This is a genomic window from Methylobacterium sp. AC315 (assembly GCF_979253755.1).
The window spans coordinates 275171-292008 of record NZ_CEEDEA010000006.1; the positions used below are offsets into that span (position 1 = coordinate 275171).

At 69.0% G+C, this 16838-nt stretch carries 14 protein-coding genes; 7 read left to right on the forward strand and 7 right to left on the reverse strand.

What is annotated here, in order from left to right; genetic code table 11:
* Positions 1 to 146: 146 nt before the first annotated feature.
* The 4 genes from AC0IY0_RS13475 to AC0IY0_RS13490 all read right to left on the reverse strand — a co-directional run bounded on the left by AC0IY0_RS13475 (position 147) and on the right by AC0IY0_RS13490 (position 4331).
* Entirely contained in the window at positions 147 to 1952 is a 1806-nt protein-coding gene (locus AC0IY0_RS13475; protein ID WP_471764049.1) for an IlvD/Edd family dehydratase, read from the reverse strand.
* A gap of 10 nt (positions 1953 to 1962) precedes the next feature.
* The gene (locus AC0IY0_RS13480; protein WP_471764050.1) at positions 1963 to 2697 is read right to left on the reverse strand and encodes an SDR family oxidoreductase; all 735 of its coding nucleotides are present in this window, start codon (positions 2695 to 2697) and stop codon (positions 1963 to 1965) included.
* Positions 2698 to 2788: 91 nt separating this feature from the next.
* Positions 2789 to 3556 carry an SDR family oxidoreductase gene (locus AC0IY0_RS13485; RefSeq protein ID WP_419830555.1) on the reverse strand — a complete coding sequence of 256 codons (768 nt, stop codon included), beginning with the start codon at positions 3554 to 3556 and terminating at the stop codon, positions 2789 to 2791.
* A 73-nt stretch (positions 3557 to 3629) separates the two neighbouring features.
* On the reverse strand, positions 3630 to 4331 hold the full coding sequence (locus AC0IY0_RS13490) for a GntR family transcriptional regulator (RefSeq protein ID WP_147906909.1): 702 nt from the start codon (positions 4329 to 4331) through the stop codon (positions 3630 to 3632).
* 119 nt (positions 4332 to 4450) lie between these two features.
* On the opposite strand from AC0IY0_RS13490, the gene AC0IY0_RS13495 reads away from it, so the two are divergent.
* The 5 genes from AC0IY0_RS13495 to kce are packed head-to-tail and all read left to right on the forward strand — an operon-like array spanning position 4451 to position 11018.
* A complete protein-coding gene (locus AC0IY0_RS13495; protein ID WP_147906908.1) occupies positions 4451 to 5710 on the forward strand; it encodes an ABC transporter substrate-binding protein in 1260 nt (419 codons plus the stop codon).
* Between the two features lie 7 nt (positions 5711 to 5717).
* A complete protein-coding gene (locus AC0IY0_RS13500; protein WP_147853605.1) occupies positions 5718 to 6593 on the forward strand; it encodes a branched-chain amino acid ABC transporter permease in 876 nt (291 codons plus the stop codon).
* Positions 6594 to 6607: 14 nt separating this feature from the next.
* Complete coding sequence (locus AC0IY0_RS13505; RefSeq protein WP_471764052.1) at positions 6608 to 9166, forward strand: branched-chain amino acid ABC transporter ATP-binding protein/permease; 2559 nt, start codon at positions 6608 to 6610, stop codon at positions 9164 to 9166.
* On the forward strand, positions 9163 to 10086 hold the full coding sequence (locus tag AC0IY0_RS13510; RefSeq protein WP_471764053.1) for a 3-hydroxyacyl-CoA dehydrogenase: 924 nt from the start codon (positions 9163 to 9165) through the stop codon (positions 10084 to 10086). Before AC0IY0_RS13505 ends, AC0IY0_RS13510 begins: the two co-directional genes overlap by 4 nt.
* 2 nt (positions 10087 to 10088) lie before the next feature.
* A complete protein-coding gene (gene kce / locus AC0IY0_RS13515; RefSeq protein WP_147906905.1) occupies positions 10089 to 11018 on the forward strand; it encodes a 3,5-dioxohexanoate:acetyl-CoA acetone transferase in 930 nt (309 codons plus the stop codon).
* A 39-nt stretch (positions 11019 to 11057) separates the two neighbouring features.
* On the opposite strand, the gene AC0IY0_RS13520 is transcribed toward kce, so the two are convergent.
* From AC0IY0_RS13520 to AC0IY0_RS13530, 3 genes are read right to left on the reverse strand one after another with little or no spacing between them, the layout of a single operon-like run.
* The gene (locus AC0IY0_RS13520; protein WP_471764055.1) at positions 11058 to 11345 is read right to left on the reverse strand and encodes a DUF167 family protein; all 288 of its coding nucleotides are present in this window, start codon (positions 11343 to 11345) and stop codon (positions 11058 to 11060) included.
* Between the two features lie 13 nt (positions 11346 to 11358).
* Positions 11359 to 12729: an FAD-binding oxidoreductase gene (locus AC0IY0_RS13525; protein WP_147906903.1), complete on the reverse strand. Its 1371-nt coding sequence runs from the start codon at positions 12727 to 12729 to the stop codon at positions 11359 to 11361.
* 59 nt (positions 12730 to 12788) lie between these two features.
* Complete coding sequence (locus tag AC0IY0_RS13530) at positions 12789 to 13982, reverse strand: fumarylacetoacetate hydrolase family protein (RefSeq protein WP_147906902.1); 1194 nt, start codon at positions 13980 to 13982, stop codon at positions 12789 to 12791.
* Positions 13983 to 14343: 361 nt separating this feature from the next.
* On the opposite strand from AC0IY0_RS13530, the gene AC0IY0_RS13535 reads away from it, so the two are divergent.
* Together AC0IY0_RS13535 and AC0IY0_RS13540 are read left to right on the forward strand one after the other, a co-directional pair.
* The gene (locus AC0IY0_RS13535; RefSeq protein ID WP_471764058.1) at positions 14344 to 15405 is read left to right on the forward strand and encodes an ABC transporter ATP-binding protein; all 1062 of its coding nucleotides are present in this window, start codon (positions 14344 to 14346) and stop codon (positions 15403 to 15405) included.
* 80 nt (positions 15406 to 15485) lie between these two features.
* Complete coding sequence (locus tag AC0IY0_RS13540) at positions 15486 to 16796, forward strand: ABC transporter substrate-binding protein (RefSeq protein WP_147906900.1); 1311 nt, start codon at positions 15486 to 15488, stop codon at positions 16794 to 16796.
* The last annotated feature ends 42 nt before the right edge of the window (positions 16797 to 16838 follow it).

Below are 16838 nucleotides of genomic sequence, written 5' to 3' on the forward strand. Positions count from 1 at the left end.
GATCTTCGCTGCCCCCGGTCTATCGCCGGCCCAGGAGTGCTTTCGGGAAACTCAAGATCTGCCGTGATGGGAATCCATCAATACAGTCCTGACGTTCGTTCTACACATGGTAGGTTTCTACCTGAAGTGAAACCGCATACATAACCTCAATGGTTATCCCGCGGGACGCCCGACGCCTGCGCTACCTTCTGGAACTTCACGGCACCCTTCAGCACCATGCCTTCGTCGAGCTGCGCCACCTGGTCGCGGTAGATCTCTTGCCAGGGCGTTTGCGTGGCCGGGAATGGGAAACCGCCCCGGGACGCCAGGTCCGCGCGGCGGCGGGCGAGTTCCTCGGCCGGGAGCAGGATGTCGGCCCGGCGCGTATTAAGGTCGATGCGGACCCGGTCGCCGGATTGCAGCAGCGCCAGGCCGCCGCCCATCGCCGCCTCGGGCGAGGCGTTGAGGATCGCGGGCGTTCCCGAGGTTCCGGATTGGCGGCCGTCGCCGATACAGGGGAGGGAGGTCACGCCGCGGCGGATCAGTTCCCCCGGCGGCTGCATGTTCACCACCTCGGCGGCGCCGGGATATCCCACCGGACCGGCGCCGCGCATGATCAGGACGGTGTTCTCGTCGATCCCGAGCGACGGGTCGTCGATGCGGTGGTGATAATCCTCCGGCCCGTCGAACACGACGACGGGGCCCTCGAACGCCATCGGGTCCTCGGGGTTGCGCAGGTAGCGGGCGGCGAATTCCTCCGAGATCACGCAGGTCTTCATGATCGCGGAATCGAACAGGCTGCCCTTGAGGTTGAGGAATCCCGCCCGCTCCATCAGCGGTGTCGCGTAGGCCCGGATCACGTCGCGGTTCCAGCTGTGCCGCCCGCGATAATTCTCGCCGACGGTGAAGCCGTTGCAGGTCGGGGCCTCGGTGTGGACCTTCCCGGCGTCGATCAGCTCGGCGAACACGGCGGGCAGGCCGCCCGCCCGGAAATACTCCTCGCCGAGCCAGCGGCCGGCGGGCTGCATGTCGACCAGCAGCGGGATCTCGAAGCCGACCCGCTCCCAGTCGTCGCAGGAGAGCGGCACGCCGATATGCTTGGCGATGGCGTTGATGTGGATCGGCGCATTGGTCGAGCCGCCGATGGCGGCGTTGGCCACGATGGCGTTCTCGAACGCCTCCCGGGTCAGGATGTCGGACGGCTTGAGGTCCTCCCAGACCATGTCGACGATGCGCAACCCGGTGGCGTAGGCGGCCTGCCCGCGCTCGCGATAGGGGGCGGGGATCGCCGACGAGCCGGGCAGGGCGAGGCCCAGTGCCTCGGCCAGCGCGTTCATGGTCGAGGCGGTGCCCATGGTGTTGCAATGGCCCGTGGACGGGGCCGACGAGCCGACGATGTCCATGAACTGCTGGAAGTCGATATCGCCGGCGGCATGCCGCTCGCGGGTCTTCCAGACGATCGTGCCCGAGCCGGTCAGCTCCTTCTGGAAGTAGCCGTTGAGCATCGGCCCGACATTGAGTGAGATCGCCGGGATGTTCACGGTGGCGGCGGCCATCAGGCAGGCCGGCATGGTTTTGTCGCAACCGGTCAGCAGCACGACGCCGTCCAGCGGATAGCCGTACAGGACTTCGACCAGCGATAGGTAGGCGAGATTCCGGTCGAGGGAGGCGGTCGGCCGCTTGCCGGTTTCTTGGATCGGGTGACACGGAAATTCGAAGGCGACGCCCCCGGCCGCCGTGATGCCGTCGCGCACGCGCCTGGCCAGTTCCAGATGGTGCCGGTTGCATGGCGACAGGTCGGAGCCCGTCTGGGCGATCCCGATCAGCGGCTTGCCCGAGCGCAGCTCCGCGGGCGTGAGCCCGAAATTCAGGTAGCGCTCCAGGTACAGCGCGGTCATGCCCGGATTGTGCGGATTGTCGAACCACGCCTTCGAGCGCAGGTCGGCGGGAGATACGCGGCGCTTCTCGCTCATGGTCGAATCCTCAGATCGTCATGCCACCGTCGATGGAATAGCTCTGGCCGGTCACGAAGGCGGCCTCGTCGCTCGCCAAGAACACCACCAGCGGGGCGATCTCCTCGGCCGTCGCCAGCCGACCCATGGGCTGGCGGGCAATGAAGGCCTTGCGGGCCTCCACGGGATCGTCGAACGCGTTGATCCGGTCCGCAAGCGAGGGCGTGTCGACGGTGCCGGGGCAGATGCAGTTGCAGCGGATGCCGCGGCCCACGTAATCCGCCGCCACCGACTTGGTCAGGCCGATCACCGCGGCCTTGGTCAGCCCGTAGACGAAGCGGTTCGGTAGCCCACGGAGGGAGCCGGCGACGCTCGCCATGTTGACGATACTTCCGGCGCCAGCCTCAAGCATCCGTGGCAGGACCGCGCGGATCGTCCAGAACTGCGACCGGACGTTGAGATTCACCGCGAAGTCGAAATCCGCGTCGCTGGCATCGAGCACCGTGCCGGCATGGACGTAGCCCGCGCAGTTGAACAGCACGTCGATCCGGTCCAGCCCGCCGGCCACGGCCTCGATCTGCGTCCGGTCGAGCACGTCGAGGGGCGCGGTGGTGACGTTGGCTACGCCCTCGAAGGTTCCGAGTGTGTCGGCCCGGACGTCGGTGGCCAGCACCTGCGCGCCCTCGCGCGCCAGCGCCAGGACGCTCGCCCGGCCGATGCCCTGGCCGGCGGCCGTGACCAATGCTGTCTTGCCCGCGAGACGCATGCTCCCGTTCCTCCCGATCGCGCGGTCGTGGTGCCGCCTGTTCGCCAATCTGCCGTGATCCGATCCGCGGCGTAAACCGTGCCGCAGGGGTTCAGGACAACATCCGCGTGTCGCCGTCGATGGCGATCGCCTGCCCGGAGATCGTCCGGCCCCGCGGCGAGCACAGCAGCAGGATCTGGTCGGCGAGCTGCCGGGCCGTGACGTAGTCCTTCACCGACACGAACGAGAAGGCACGCGCCTCCATCTCGGCAAAGCTCGTGCCCTGTTGCTGCGCCTTGGCCTCCAGGACCCGGCGCTGGCGGTCGCCGGCCACCAGCCCGGGCAGGATCGCGTTCACCCGGATGCCCGCCTCGCCGAGCTCGATCGCGAGGGACTTGGTGAAGCCGATCACGCCCCATTTCGCCGCCGCGTAGGGGCTGCGCAGGCCGAAGCCGAACTTTCCGGCCGCCGATGACAGGTTGACGATCGAGCCGTTGCTGCTCGCGCGCAGGTGGGGCACCGCAAGGCGCGCGCAGTTGAACTGGCTGGTCAGGCAGACCGTCAGGCAGCGGTCCCATTCCTCCGGGGCGATCTCCTCGACACGCCCGGTCGGCCCGGCGATGCCGGCGTTGTTGACGAGCACGTCGAGGCCGCCGAGATGCTCGACCGCCGCCGCCATCATGGTGCCGACCGCGTCCCGGTCGGCGACGTCGGTCCGGCAGCGCCCCACCGCTTCCGGAAGGGCGGCCAGGGCCTCTTGGTCGATGTCGCAGGCGAAGACCCGCGCGCCTTCCTCGAGGAAGGCGTCGACGATGCCGCGTCCGATTCCGGCGGCGCCCGCGGTCACGAGCACGCGCAGGCCGGCGATTCCGAGATCCATGGTCGTTCCTCCCGTCCAGGCATCGCTTCAGAGGCGTTCGTCGCCTTTTGGATGAAGCCGATGCGCACCAAAACTATGCGTCCCGCAGCCCTCCGCGGGATAGGATGAAGTCGGCCGCCTCGCGAATGTCCGCGGCCAGGGCGGCGGCGGCAGCGGCACCGTCCCGCGCCTCGATCGCCGCCAGCGCCTCGGCATGCCGGCGCAGGGCGAACCCCTGTAGCAGCCGTTCCGGATGTGCGCGCAGGTCCAGGTTGATGACCGGGCCGGCCTTCAGCCACAGCCGGGCGATGATCGCGTGCAGAGGCTCCAGTCCGCAGGCCGCGTAGATCGCGAAGTGCAGGTCGCGGTTGAGCCGGACGGCCAGGGTGCTGTCCGGCTGCGCGGATGCGGCCTCCCGGCGGAACGCCGCCTCGGCCCGTCGGATCGCGCCGAGTTCCGGTTCGCTCCGGCGCTCCGCGGCGCGCGCCGCGGCCATGCCCTCGACGGCCATGCGGGTCTCGGCCAGCGCCTGGAAATCCTGCGCCGTCATGATCGGCACCCGGATCGCCCGGGTCGGGGCCACCTCCAGGACGCCGTCGGCGACGAGGCGGCTCACCGCCTCGCGCACCGGCATCACGGAGACGCCGAGTGCCGCCGCGCTCTGGCGCAGGGACAAACGGTCGCCGGGAGCGAGTCGGCCGGACGCAAGCAGGTCCGATAGGGCCTCGTACGCGGTGTCGGCGAGGGTGCGCCGCTCGAGCTGGGGTAATTCGGCCAGGGCCGACATGGAACTCATGTGCCGACACTAGACGGATCTGGCACTATCGCGCTAGTGATCTGTGATCACAGTTTGGGTGAGGGCCGTCAGAGCCCATCAAGAATGCCCGGCTGGAGGAAACGCACGGGAGCGGAACGATGACGGATCGGTTCGGGGATTCTCTCTCTCGCCGCGGCCTGCTGCGAGCCGGCGGCGCGGCTCTCATCGCACCGGCGCTCGCCAGCCCGGCCTTGTCCCAGGGGCAGGCGGACGTGGTCCGGATCGGCCACCTGACCCCCCGTACCGGCTTCCTCGGGCCCCTGGGCGAGTTCGCCGTTCAGGCCGCGCAGCTCGCCGTCGAGGAGATCAACGCCGCCGGCGGCATCGCCGGCCGGAAGGTCGAGCTGCTGGCCGAAGACAGCGTCAATCCGCAGACCGCGTCGGCCAAGGCCGAGCGCATGGTCCAGCGCGACCGCGTCGCCTGCCTGGTCGGCGAGATCAACTCCGCCTCGGCTCTGGCGATCAGCCAGGTGGCGCAGCGCGAGAAGGTGCTGTTCATCAACACCGGCGCGAACTCGGACGCGCTGCGCGGTTCCGACTGCAAGCGCTACCTGTTCCACGTGGAGGCGCAGAACACCATGATGGTCCGCGCGGCGGGCCGGGCGCTGGTGGAGAAGGGCCTGATCAAAGGCAAGAAGGTCTACGCGCTGACCGCCGACTACGCGTTCGGTCACGACCTCCTCAAGCAGGCCAAGAAGTTCTTCACCGCGAACGAGGCGACGCTTGCGGGCGAGGACCTGATCCCCACCGAACTCACCGACTTCTCGCCGTTCCTGCTCAAGCTGCGCCAGAGCCGGCCGGACCTCGTGATTTGCAACCTCGCGGGCGCGCAGATCACCAATTTCCTCAAGCAGTACAGCGAGTTCGGATTGCCGTTTCCGGTCGCCGGCTTCGGCTTCGATACGGCGTTGGCCTGGGGCGCGGGCCCCGGCAACTTCCTCGGCACCTGGCCGGTGGTGTGGCACCACCGGATCGACTCGCCCTCGGCCCAGAAATTCGTGGCTGCGTTCCGGGCCAAGTACAAGAAGCCGCCGGAGAACCAGGGTTGGGGCGACTACACGGCGATGAAGATCGTCGCCCAATCCATGAACGCGCTGAAGTCGACCGATTCCACCAAGATCGTGGAATACCTGGAGAAGGGCGCGACCTTCGACATCGCCAAGACCCGGGAGGGCTATTTCCGTCCCTGGGACCACGAGCTGATGCAGGAGATGTACGCGATCACCGCGCTCCCGGCGGACCAGGTGAAGAACCCCTACGACATCTTCACGGCGACCGGGCCGCTGCCCGGTTCCGGCGAAAGCCTGGAGGTGCTCGCCACCACCCGCGACGAGAACGCCTGCACCTTCCCGGCGTGAGGCGGCCATGCAGCTCGTCTTCATCCTCGAGCAGGTGCTCAACGGCCTGCTGATAGGCGTCCAGTACCTGCTGATCGCGCTGGGCCTCTCGCTGATTTTCAGCCTCGGCGGGATCGTCAACCTCGCACACGGCGCATTCTACGCCATCGGCGCCTACCTGACCGTGGTGCTGACCCCGACGATCGGCTTCGGCGGCGCGCTCGTCGCCTCGCCGCTGCTGGTGGCCGTACTCGGCCTCGTGATCGAGCGGTTCCTGCTCCGGCGGTTCTACCGGGGCGACCCGACCCTCGGCCTGCTGCTCACCTTCGGCCTCGCCATGGTGGCCGAGCAGGCCCTGCGCATGGCCTTCGGGGCGGCCCCGTTGCCCTACGGAATCCCGGGTTGGCTGCGGGGCCAGGTGTTCATCGGCGACCTGATCTACTCGCGCTACCGGCTCTCCATCCTGGTGGTGGCGCTCGCCTGCGTCGGCGGCCTGTGGCTGCTCCTGACCCGCACCAGCTTCGGCCGCGTGGTCCGGGCCGGCGTCCAGAACCCCGACATGGTCGCGGCACTCGGCATCTCGCTTCGGCCGTACATGAGCGCGGTGGTGACGATCGCCGTCGGGCTGGCGGCGCTCGCCGGGACCATGATGGCGCCGGTGACCGGGGTTCACCCCGCGATGGGCGCCGAGATCCTCACCTTCGCGTTCGTGGTGGTGGTGATCGGCGGGCTCGGCTCGTTCTGGGGTGTGGTGCTGGCCGCCCTGATCGTCGGCGTGGTCCGGGGGCTCACCGCCTATGCCTACCCGCCCGCGACCGAGGCAGCCGTCTACGGTCTCATGGTGCTCGTCCTGCTGCTGCGCCCGCGCGGCCTGTTCGGCGAGCAGATCGCCCGATTCGAGTGAGCGGGAACAGCCCCATGTCCGGAACCGCCGAACCGCTGCCGCTCGCCATCCCTCAGCGCGGCCTGATCCTGCGCGAGAGCCGCCAGCTCTGGGCGGCGCTCGCCGCCCTGATCGTCCTGCCGTTTGCCCTCGACGCGATCGGCCTGACTCTGATCACCGCCACCGACGTGGTGATCTTTGCCCTCGCCGTGCTCGGCCTCAACATCTTGGTCGGCTGGACCGGCCTCGTCTCCTTCGGCCACGGGGCGTGGTTCGGGATCGGCGCCTATGCGGTGGCGATCCTGCAGACCCGCCTAGCGCCGGGCGACATGGCCCTGCCGCTGTTCGGAGCGCTGGCGATCACCGGTGTCGCGGCGCTCGCCGGCGGCGCCCTGATCCTGCGGCGGCGCGGCGTCTACTTCTCCCTGCTGACGCTCGCGTTCACCGCGATGCTGTACGCCATCGCGTTCCGCTGGACGGACCTCACCGGCGGCGAGAACGGCATCGGCAACCTGCACCGCTGGGCGGTGCTGCAGCGGCCCGGCGCTTACTACGCCGCGGTCTCCTGCATCGCCTTCCTGGTTCTCGTCGCGCTCTGGCGCTTCCGGCGCTCGCCGATGGGAACGGTGCTGGTGGCGATCCGCGAGAACGAGCAGCGCGCCGGCTTCCTCGGCTACGCCACCAACCGTTACAAGCTCGCGGCCTTCGTGATCTCGGCGTCGATCACCGGGCTGGCGGGCGCGCTGTCCGCCTACAGCCACCGCTTCACTTCGGCCGACCCGATCTCCATCGCGTTCTCGGGCGAACTGCTCGCCATGGTGGTAATCGGCGGGATGCGCTCGTTCCTGGGGCCTGCCCTCGGGGCCCTGTTCTACATCCTGTTCCGAGAGTTCCTGTCGATCTACACCAGCGACTGGCTGCTGTATTTCGGGCTGCTGTTCGTCGCCTTCATCGTGTTTTCGCCGGATGGGCTCGTGGGTATCGCGGCCCGGCTGATGCGCCCGTTCCGTCGCGTGCCGGGGGAGGGCGCCGCGATGTCGGCCCGCCGCGCCGGTGCCTCGGGCCGCGTCCCCGCCCGGTTCATCGCCGAGGGGCGTTCCGACGGGGCGGTCCTGGTCGCGGAGGATATCCGCAAGAGCTTCGGACCGGTCGCCGCCGTGCGCGGCGTGTCCTTCGCGGTGGCCGACCGGACGCTGCACGCCCTGATCGGCCCGAACGGCGCCGGCAAGACCACGGCGTTCAACCTGCTCTCCGGGATGTTCCGGCCCAATTCCGGCCGGATCCTCCTCGACGGCCGGGAGATCGCCGGGCTCGAACCCCACGCGATCACGCGGGCCGGCCTCGGCCGTTCGTTCCAGATCACCAACCTGTTCCCCGGCCTGTCGGTTGAGGAGAACATCCGGCTCGCCGTCCAGGCCCGCCACCCGGCTCACATGAATCCGTGGCGCGACGCGCTCCGCCTGCGGGAGATCGCCGACGACACGGCCGAGCTGCTGCGCTGGACCGGTCTTGCCGGGATCGAGAAGGCGGAGGCCGGCAGCCTCTCTTATGGAGGACAACGGCTCCTCGACATGGGCCTGGCGCTCGCCACGCGTCCGCGGGTCCTGCTGCTGGACGAGCCGCTTGCCGGGCTGGCCGCGGCCGAGCGCGAGCGCGTCGGCGACCTGATCAAGGCGCTCTCCGCCGACATCCCGGTGCTGCTCGTCGAACACGACATCGACCGGGTGTTCCGCCTCGCCGACCGGGTCACCGTGATGGCGGACGGCGCGGTGCTGGTCGACGGCTCCGTGGCCGACGCCCGGGACGACTCCCGGGTGCAGGCGGTCTATCTCGGCTCCGGAACGGAAGCGATCGCGGCGAAGCCGCGTGCCAGCGCCGCCGCGTCCGAGACGCTGCTGACGATGGCGGGTGTCAACACCTTTTACGGCAAGTCGCACATCCTCAACGGGGTGGACCTGACGGTGCACAAGGGCGAGGTGGTGGCCCTGCTTGGCCGCAACGGCGCCGGCAAGTCGACCCTGCTGAAGACGCTGATCGGCACGGCACCCCCGGCCGCCGGCCGGATCGTCCTCGGCGAGAAGGACATCGCCGGGCTCACGCCGGACCGGATCGCCCGGCTCGGCATCGGCTACGTGCCGCAGGGCCGCGCGCTGTTCGCCGGAATGAGCGTGGCCGAGAATTTGGGTCTGGGCCGGCTGCGGCGCCTCACCGGCGCGGGTATCCATTGGGACGAGGACAAGGTCCTGGAGTTCTTCCCCCGGCTCAAGCAACGCTGGACCGTCGACGCCGCACGCCTGTCCGGCGGCGAGCAGCAGATGGTGGCGGTGGCGCGGGCGCTCTCCGGCGACACGCGCCTCCTCCTGCTCGACGAGCCCTTCGAGGGCCTGTCGCCGGCGGTGACCGAGGAACTGTTCGAGGCGTTCGACCGGCTGCGCCGGGAGATCGCGATCATCCTGGTGGACCACCACCTCGACCTCGCGCTGGCCCTCTCGGACCGGACCGTCGCGCTGGAGCGCGGCAGCGTGCAGTGGACCGGCGAGTCGCGCCTGTTGCGCGAGGACCAGGATCTGAGACGGAAGGTGCTGTGGCTATGACCGAGAGCGTCGCGATCGTCGGCGCCGGCCTGATTGGCCGGGCCTGGGCGATGATCTTCGCCCGCGCCGGCTGGAACGTGCGCCTGTTCGATGCCGCGGACGGAGTTGCCGAGGCCGCGATCCTGCTCTGCGCCGCAGGCCTGCGGACGCTCTCCGAGAACGGGCTGTGCCCCGATCCAGAGGCGGCGTCCTCCCGTATCCGAGCCCCGAACGGCCTGGCCGCCTGCCTCGACGGCGTCGGTTTCGTTCAGGAGAATGGGCCGGAACGGCTCGACGTGAAGCAGGCCCTGTTCGCGGAACTCGACGCCCTGGCGCCGCCGGACGCGATCATCGCCTCCTCATCCTCGGCGATCCGCTGCTCGCTGTTCACCGAGGGGCTTCCCGGAAGGGGGCGGTGCCTGATCGGCCATCCCGTGAACCCGCCGCACCTGATTCCGCTGGTGGAGATCTCCGGCGCTCCGTGGACGGATGCCGCGGTGCTGGAGCGCGCCCGGGCGACCTACGAGAGAATCGGACAGGTGCCGATCACCGTCCTGAAGGAGATCGAGGGCTTCATCCTCAACCGGCTCCAGGGCGCATTGCTGGCGGAGGCGTTCCGCCTGGCTTCGGAGGGCTACGTGACCCCGCAGGATCTCGACAAGACCGTTGCGGACGGGCTCGGCCTGCGCTGGAGCTTCATGGGGCCGTTCGAGACGATCGAACTCAACGCCCCTGGCGGCATCGCCGATTACTGCGCGCGCTACACCGGATTCTACAAGAGTCTCGCAGCCGACCCGGCGCCCCCGAGCGTTTACGAGGCACCGGCCACCCAGGCGATCCTGGCGAACTGGCGAGAGCCCGCGGATCTGCCCGCCCGCATGAATCGCCGCGACGCGCGGCTGGCCGCCCTGCGGGCCCACAAGCTTTCACAAAAGGACTGAGCATGGCCTCACAGCGGAAAGTCATCATCACCTGCGCCGTCACCGGCGCGATCCACACGCCCAGCATGTCGCCGCACCTGCCGGTGACGCCGGAGGAGATCGCCGACGCTGCGATCGGCGCTGCCGAAGCCGGGGCGGCGATCATCCACCTGCACGCCCGCAACCCCGAGACCGGTCAGCCCGACCAGTCGCCGGAGGCCTTCGCCAAGTTCCTGCCGGTGATCAAGCAGCGCTCGGGCTGCGTCGTGAACATCACCACCGGCGGCGCGCCGACCATGTCGATCGAGGAGCGGGTCCGCCCAGCCGCGACCTTCCAGCCGGAAGTCGCGTCGCTCAACCTCGGCTCGATGAATTTCGGCCTGTTCGGCATGCTCGACCGCTTCAAGGACCTGAAGCACCAGTGGGAGCGGGATTACCTCGGCAACAAGGACATCATCTTCCGCAACACGTTCGGCCAGATCGAGCACATCCTCACCACCTGCGGCCCGAACGGCACGCGGTTCGAGTTCGAGTGCTACGACACGGCCCATCTCTACAATCTCAAATACTTCTTCGATCGCGGGCTGGTGAAGGCGCCGCTGTTCATCCAGACCGTGTTCGGCCTGCAGGGCGGCATTGGCGCGCATCCCGACGACGTGATGCACATGAAGCGCACCGCCGACCGGTTGTTCGGCGATCAGTACCGCTGGTCGGTGCTGGGCGCCGGCCGCAACCAGATGAACATCGCCGCCATGGCGGCCGCGATGGGCGGCAACGTCCGCGTCGGCCTGGAAGACAGCCTCTGGGACGGCCCCGGCAAGCTCGCGGAAACCAACGCCGCCCAGGTCCGCCGCGTCCGCTCGATCATCGAGGGGCTGGGGCTGGAGATCGCCTCGCCCGACGAGGCCCGCGAGATGCTGTCGCTGAAGGGCGGGGACAAAGTCGCGTTCTGAGGCAGGTCGGGCCGAGGCAGAACGGTCTCGGCCCGCCGCCTACTCGGGCACCCCGAAGATACGATCGAGATCGGCCTGGGCTATGCCTTCGATCTCGAGGATCTTGAGCCGGCTTTGATCGCCGGCAGCGATCCGGACCGAAGTGCGGCCGATTTTCAGCGCTTTGGCGATCATCTTTTCCAGCGCCGCGTTGGCCGCGCCATCGACCGGCGGCGCGGACACCCGCGCCTTCAGGTAAGGCTGGCCGTTCTCATCCCGCGCCCAGCCATCCGCCGCATCGCGCCCGCCGCGCGGCGTGAGGCGGACCACGAGCCGAACGGACCCCATCGATCGCCGACCGCTAGAAAATCTTGCCGGGGTTCAGCCGGTTGTCCGGGTCCAGCGCCCGCTTGACCAGCCGCATGGCGGCGATCTCCTCGGGCGAGCGCGAGAGCGGCAGCTTGCTCCGCTTTTCCAGGCCGATGCCGTGCTCGGCCGAGACCGAGCCGTTGAGTTCGGCGAGCGGCGTGTAGAGCGCGGCGTCGATGGCTGCGTTGCCGGCGGCGTCGAGGCGGGTCGTGTTCCAGTGCAGGTTGTTGTCGCCGATATGCCCGTAGACGACGGCGCGGCAATCGGGGATCGCCGCCAGGCGTTCCAGCGCGCCCCGGACATAGCCGTCCATCTTGGAGAGCGGCACGCTCACGTCGAAGGCGCGCTCGATCCCATCGGCGTTCAGGTGCTCGACGCGGTCGCGGATGCGCCACATGCCGCGGCGCTGCTCCTCCGAGGAGGCCACGGCCGCGTCGAGGATCGTGCCGTCCCCCATCAGGCCTTCCAGCAGGCCAAGGAACCGGTCGGACTCCTCCGGGACGCACTCGACCTCGATGATCGCGTAGAACGGATAATCGTAGCTCAGCGGCGGCGTCGCCCGGCCGGGGGCGGTCATCAGCCGGTAGAAATCCGGCCACAAGCCCTCGAAGGACGACACGCGCCCCTGGAACGCGCTCTGGGCGGCGCGCAGGACCCGGGCGCCATCGTCGACGCCCGGGCAGGCGATCAGCGCGGTGGCGTATCCGGCGGGCTCCGGGCGGAGGCGCAGGACCGCGCGGGTGACGATGCCGAGCGTGCCTTCGGTGCCGACGAACAACTGCTTAAGGTCCAGCCCGGTGTTGTTCTTGATCAGCGGGCGCATGGACGAGACCACCGTGCCGTCGGCCAGCACCGCCTCCAGGCCCAGCACCATCTCGCGCATCATGCCGTAGCGCAGCACCCGCAGGCCGCCGGCATTGGTGGAGATCGCGCCGCCGATCGTGGCCGAACCGCGGGCACCGAGATCCAGCGGGAAGAACAGGCCGTTCTCCGTGGCGGCGTTCTGCACGCTCTCGATGGTGGCGCCGGTGCCGACCACCACGGTCATGCCGAGCGGGTCGATCGGCTCGATCCCGGTCATCCGCTCGGTGGAGAGAGTGATCTCATCGGGCGCGCAGAGCGTCCCGTCCACGAGGCCGGTGGCGCCGCCCCGCGGCACGATCGCGACCCCGGCCGCGTGGCAGGCGGCCATCACGGCGCTGGTCTCGGCGGTGCTGCGCGGGCGCACGAGGGCGAGCGCCGCGCAGGGCTCCGTCGGCCGGGTCCAGTTCGCGGACCGGCCGCGCAACTCCGCGCCGGTGACGAGTCCGGAGGGCCCGACGATGTCGGAGAGACGCGCGAGGATCGATTCGGCGGCTGTCATCGGATGGGTCTCTGCGGCTGGGGCCGTGTGGTCCGGAAAGCTGCGGGCGTCAGGCTCTGTCACAGAAGCCCGCGCGCGGCGAGATTGCGCATCAGCGCGCGGGCGCCGAACGTCCAGGGCTCGCAGGCGTCGCACGGGCGCATGCGGTTGACGAGGCTGCCGAGTTCCGGGCTCGCCACGACGACGCGGTCACCCTCGACATGGGTGAAGCCGAGGCCCGGGCCGTGCCGGTCCTGGATCGGCGCGAACATCGTGCCGAGCAGCAGGATGGCACCGTCCGGGTAATCGTGGGTGCGGCCCATCAGGGCCCCGACCAGCTCCTCCGGGTCGCGGCTGATCTCGGCGAGCGGCGAGGTGCCCTCCATCCGGAACCCGTCGGTCCCGGTCACCTCGAGCGTCACAGTGGTGCGCCGCACGTCGTCGAGGCCGAAGGTCTCGTCGAACAGCCTGAGGAACGGCCCCAGGGCGCAGGAGGCATTGTTGTCCTTGGCCTTGCCGAGCAGCAGCGCCGAGCGGCCCTCGAAATCGCGCAGGTTCACATCGTTGGCGAGTGTCGCGCCGACGATGTTCTGCTGGGATGAGACGGCCAGCGCGACTTCCGGCTCGGGATTGTTCCAGTGCGAATCCGGATGCAGCCCAGCGTCCGCGCCGCAACCGACCGCGGAGAGCGGCTGCGCCTTGGTGAAGATCTCCGCGTCCGGCCCGATCCCGACTTCGAGATACTGGCTCCAGGCCCCCTGGGCGACCAGGACCTCCTTCAACGCCATCGCCGCGGGCGAGCCGGGCTTCAGCCGGCGCAGGTCGTGTCCGACAAGGCGCTCGACCTCCGTGCGGATCGCCGCGGCCGCTGCCAGGTCGCCCCGCGCCCGCTCCTCGATGACCCGTTCCAGCATCGACGTCGCGAAGGTGACGCCGGCGGCCTTCAGCGCCTGGAGGTCCACCGGGGCGAGCAACCACGGCTGCCCCGGGTCGCGGCCCTCCGGCGGGGTGTTGGCCAGGATCGCGTCGAGGCTGCCGAGATCCGCGCCCTCGGCGGCGCGCAGGGCCGCGGCGGCGCCCGGCGTCTCGCACAGGTCGCTGACCGTCGCGAAGCGCGCCGTGACGTCGACGACGCGCGCCTCGCCGCCCGACCCCGCCCGGATCGCCACGACGCTCGGTCCGCCGACATCCGGGCGCCACACCCGTCCGACCAGCGTACCCCGGACGCCGTCGTTGGGAAGGATCTCGCCTGCGGTCAGACCGGATTGTGCCATACCGTCCTCTTCCTTCGGGATCCTGCCCGCCGTCTCCGATTATGCCCGGACGTCGCACCGGCAGCGGGGCCGATGCCATCGCCTTAGCATCCGGTGCCGGCTCAGGCTCCGGTGGGATGTTTCATGCCGACGGCCTCGTCACCGATCCCGGCCCGTCGGGCAAGTCCGGTCGAACTCAACCGTATGGCCACCGGCGCCGAAATCCGATCCGGTCGTCCGGATGCAGGATTTCACAGGAAGGTCCTGACAGAAACGAGATATGATTCAAAATTCAGGGTCGGCCGGCTTGCTTTCCGCCGGATGCTCTATTGTACTGCTCAGACAGGAGTCGCCGTCAGAGCGTCCCTGATTGGGAGGAAGCATGGCCTCGGTGGGAATCCGCGAGGTTCGCAAGGCTTTCGGATCGACGAACGTCCTGCACGGTGTGTCCGTGGACATCCGGGACGGTGAGTTCGTGATCCTGGTCGGGCCTTCGGGCTGCGGAAAATCGACGTTGCTCCGGATGATTGCCGGCTTGGAGAATATCTCCGGCGGCGAGATTCGTATCGGCGAGCGTGTCGTCAATGATGTTCCGCCCAAGGAGCGGGACATCGCGATGGTGTTCCAGAATTACGCGCTCTACCCGCACCTCACGGTTCGCGAGAACATGGCGTTCTCGATGCGGATCCGGAAAGCGCGGGCGGCCGAAATCGACGAGCGCGTCAGCAAGGCCGCGCAGATCCTCGGGCTGACCCATCTCCTCGACCGCTACCCGCGCCAGCTCTCCGGCGGCCAGCGGCAGCGCGTCGCCATGGGCCGGGCGATCGTGCGCGATCCGCAGGTGTTCCTGTTCGACGAGCCGCTGTCGAACCTCGACGCCAAGCTGCGCGTCGCGATGCGGACCGAAATCAAGGAGTTGCATCAGCGCCTGAAGACCACGACCATCTACGTCACGCACGATCAGATCGAGGCCATGACCATGGCCGACCGGATCGTGGTGATGCACGACGGCGTGGTCGAGCAGATCGGGCCGCCGCTGGAACTCTACGACCGGCCCGACAACCTGTTCGTGGCGGGCTTCATCGGATCCCCGGCGATGAACTTCGTGAACGGGACTGTCCGGAGGAACGGGAATCTCGTCTTCGCGGCGGATTCGGGCTTGACGATCCCCCTGAACGAGGCGCCGGCGGGCATCGAGGGCCAAAAGCTGGTCCTCGGGATGCGGCCTGAGCATTTCGATCTGGCGCGCGACGGGATCGCCGCCGAGGTCGTCGTGGTCGAGCCGACCGGGTCCGAGACCATGCTGGCGGTGCGCGCCCAGGGTCAGGACTTCACCTGCGTGCTGCGCGAGCGCGTCAGCGAGGGGCCCGGCGAGACCGTCTACCTGCGCCCGAACCGCGTGCACTTCTTCGATGCCGAGTCCGGACGACGCCTGCCGACCTGACCCGTTTTCGGTTGCCGAGCCCGGCCGCCCGGACGAACCGCGTCCGGGGCGCGCCGATCCATTCAGGGAGTGACGCCACGATGACCAGACTCGACCGCCGTTCCCTCCTGGCGGGTGCCGCCGCGACCGGGCTCGCCGCGGGCAGCGACCTGCTGGGCTTCGCCCGGGCCTGGGCGCAGACCGCCGAATGGAAGCCTGAGCCCGGCGCCAGCCTGTCGCTCCTGCGCTGGAAGCGCTTCGTGCCGAGCGAGGACGAGGCGTTCCTGCGGATGGTGGACGCCTTCACCAAGGCGACCGGCGTCAAGGTGTCGGTCACCAACGAATCCTTCGACGACATCCAGCCCAAGGCGTCGGTGGCGGCCAATACCGGGCAGGGGCCCGACATGGTCTGGGGCCTGTTCTCGTTCCCGGCCCTGTTCCCGGACAAGTGCCTGCCGCTGGAGGACGTCGCCGATTCGCTGGCCAAGAAGTACGGCCCGTGGTTCCCGTCGGCGGAGGCCTACGGCAAGGTCAAGGGCAAGTGGATCGCGATCCCGGTCGGCTTCAATGGCGGCTACCCGAACTACCGGATCTCGGCAATGCAGAAGGCCGGGTTCAGCAAGTTCCCCGAGGACACCGCGGGGTTCCTGGAACTCTGCCGGGCGATGAAGAAGAACAACACCCCGGCCGGCTTCGCCCTCGGGCATGCCACCGGCGACGGCAACACCTGGTGCCACTGGGCACTCTGGTCCCACGGCGCCAACCTGGTGGACGCCAACGAGAAGATCGTGATCAACTCGCCCGAGACCGCCAAGGCGCTCGAATACGTCAAGTCCCTCTACGAGACCTTCGTGCCCGGCACCGTCTCGTGGAACGACTCGTCCAACAACAAGGCGTTCCTGGCGGGCGACCTGTACCTGACCAACAACGGCATCTCGATCTACGCTGCGGCCAAGAAGGACAACCCGAAGCTCGCCGAGGACATGGACCACGCGGTCTGGCCGATCGGGCCCGCCGGCAAGCCCACCGAGTTCCAGCTCGCCTTCCCGATCCTGGCGTTCAAATACTCGAAGGCGCCCAATGCCTGTAAGGCCTTCATCAGCTTCATGATGGAGGCGTCGAACTACAATCCCTGGCTGGAGGCCGCGCAGGGTTATCTGTGCGAGCCGCTGTCGAACTATCCCAAGAACCCGATCTGGACGAGCGATCCGAAGAACGCGGTTTTCGCCGAAGCGGGGCGGCGGTCGCTGGCGGCCGGCGGCCTCGCGCCGGTGAGCGAGCGGATCGCCGCGGTGCTGGCCGACTTCGTGGTGGTGGACATGTTCGCCAGCCACTGCACCGGCCGGGAGGACGTGAAGACCGCGATCCGCAACGCCGAACGCGCCGCTCAGCGCATCTTCCGCAACACCTGAACGCGGCCGGCCGCGGGCCCTTCGTCCGCGGCGTCGATTTCG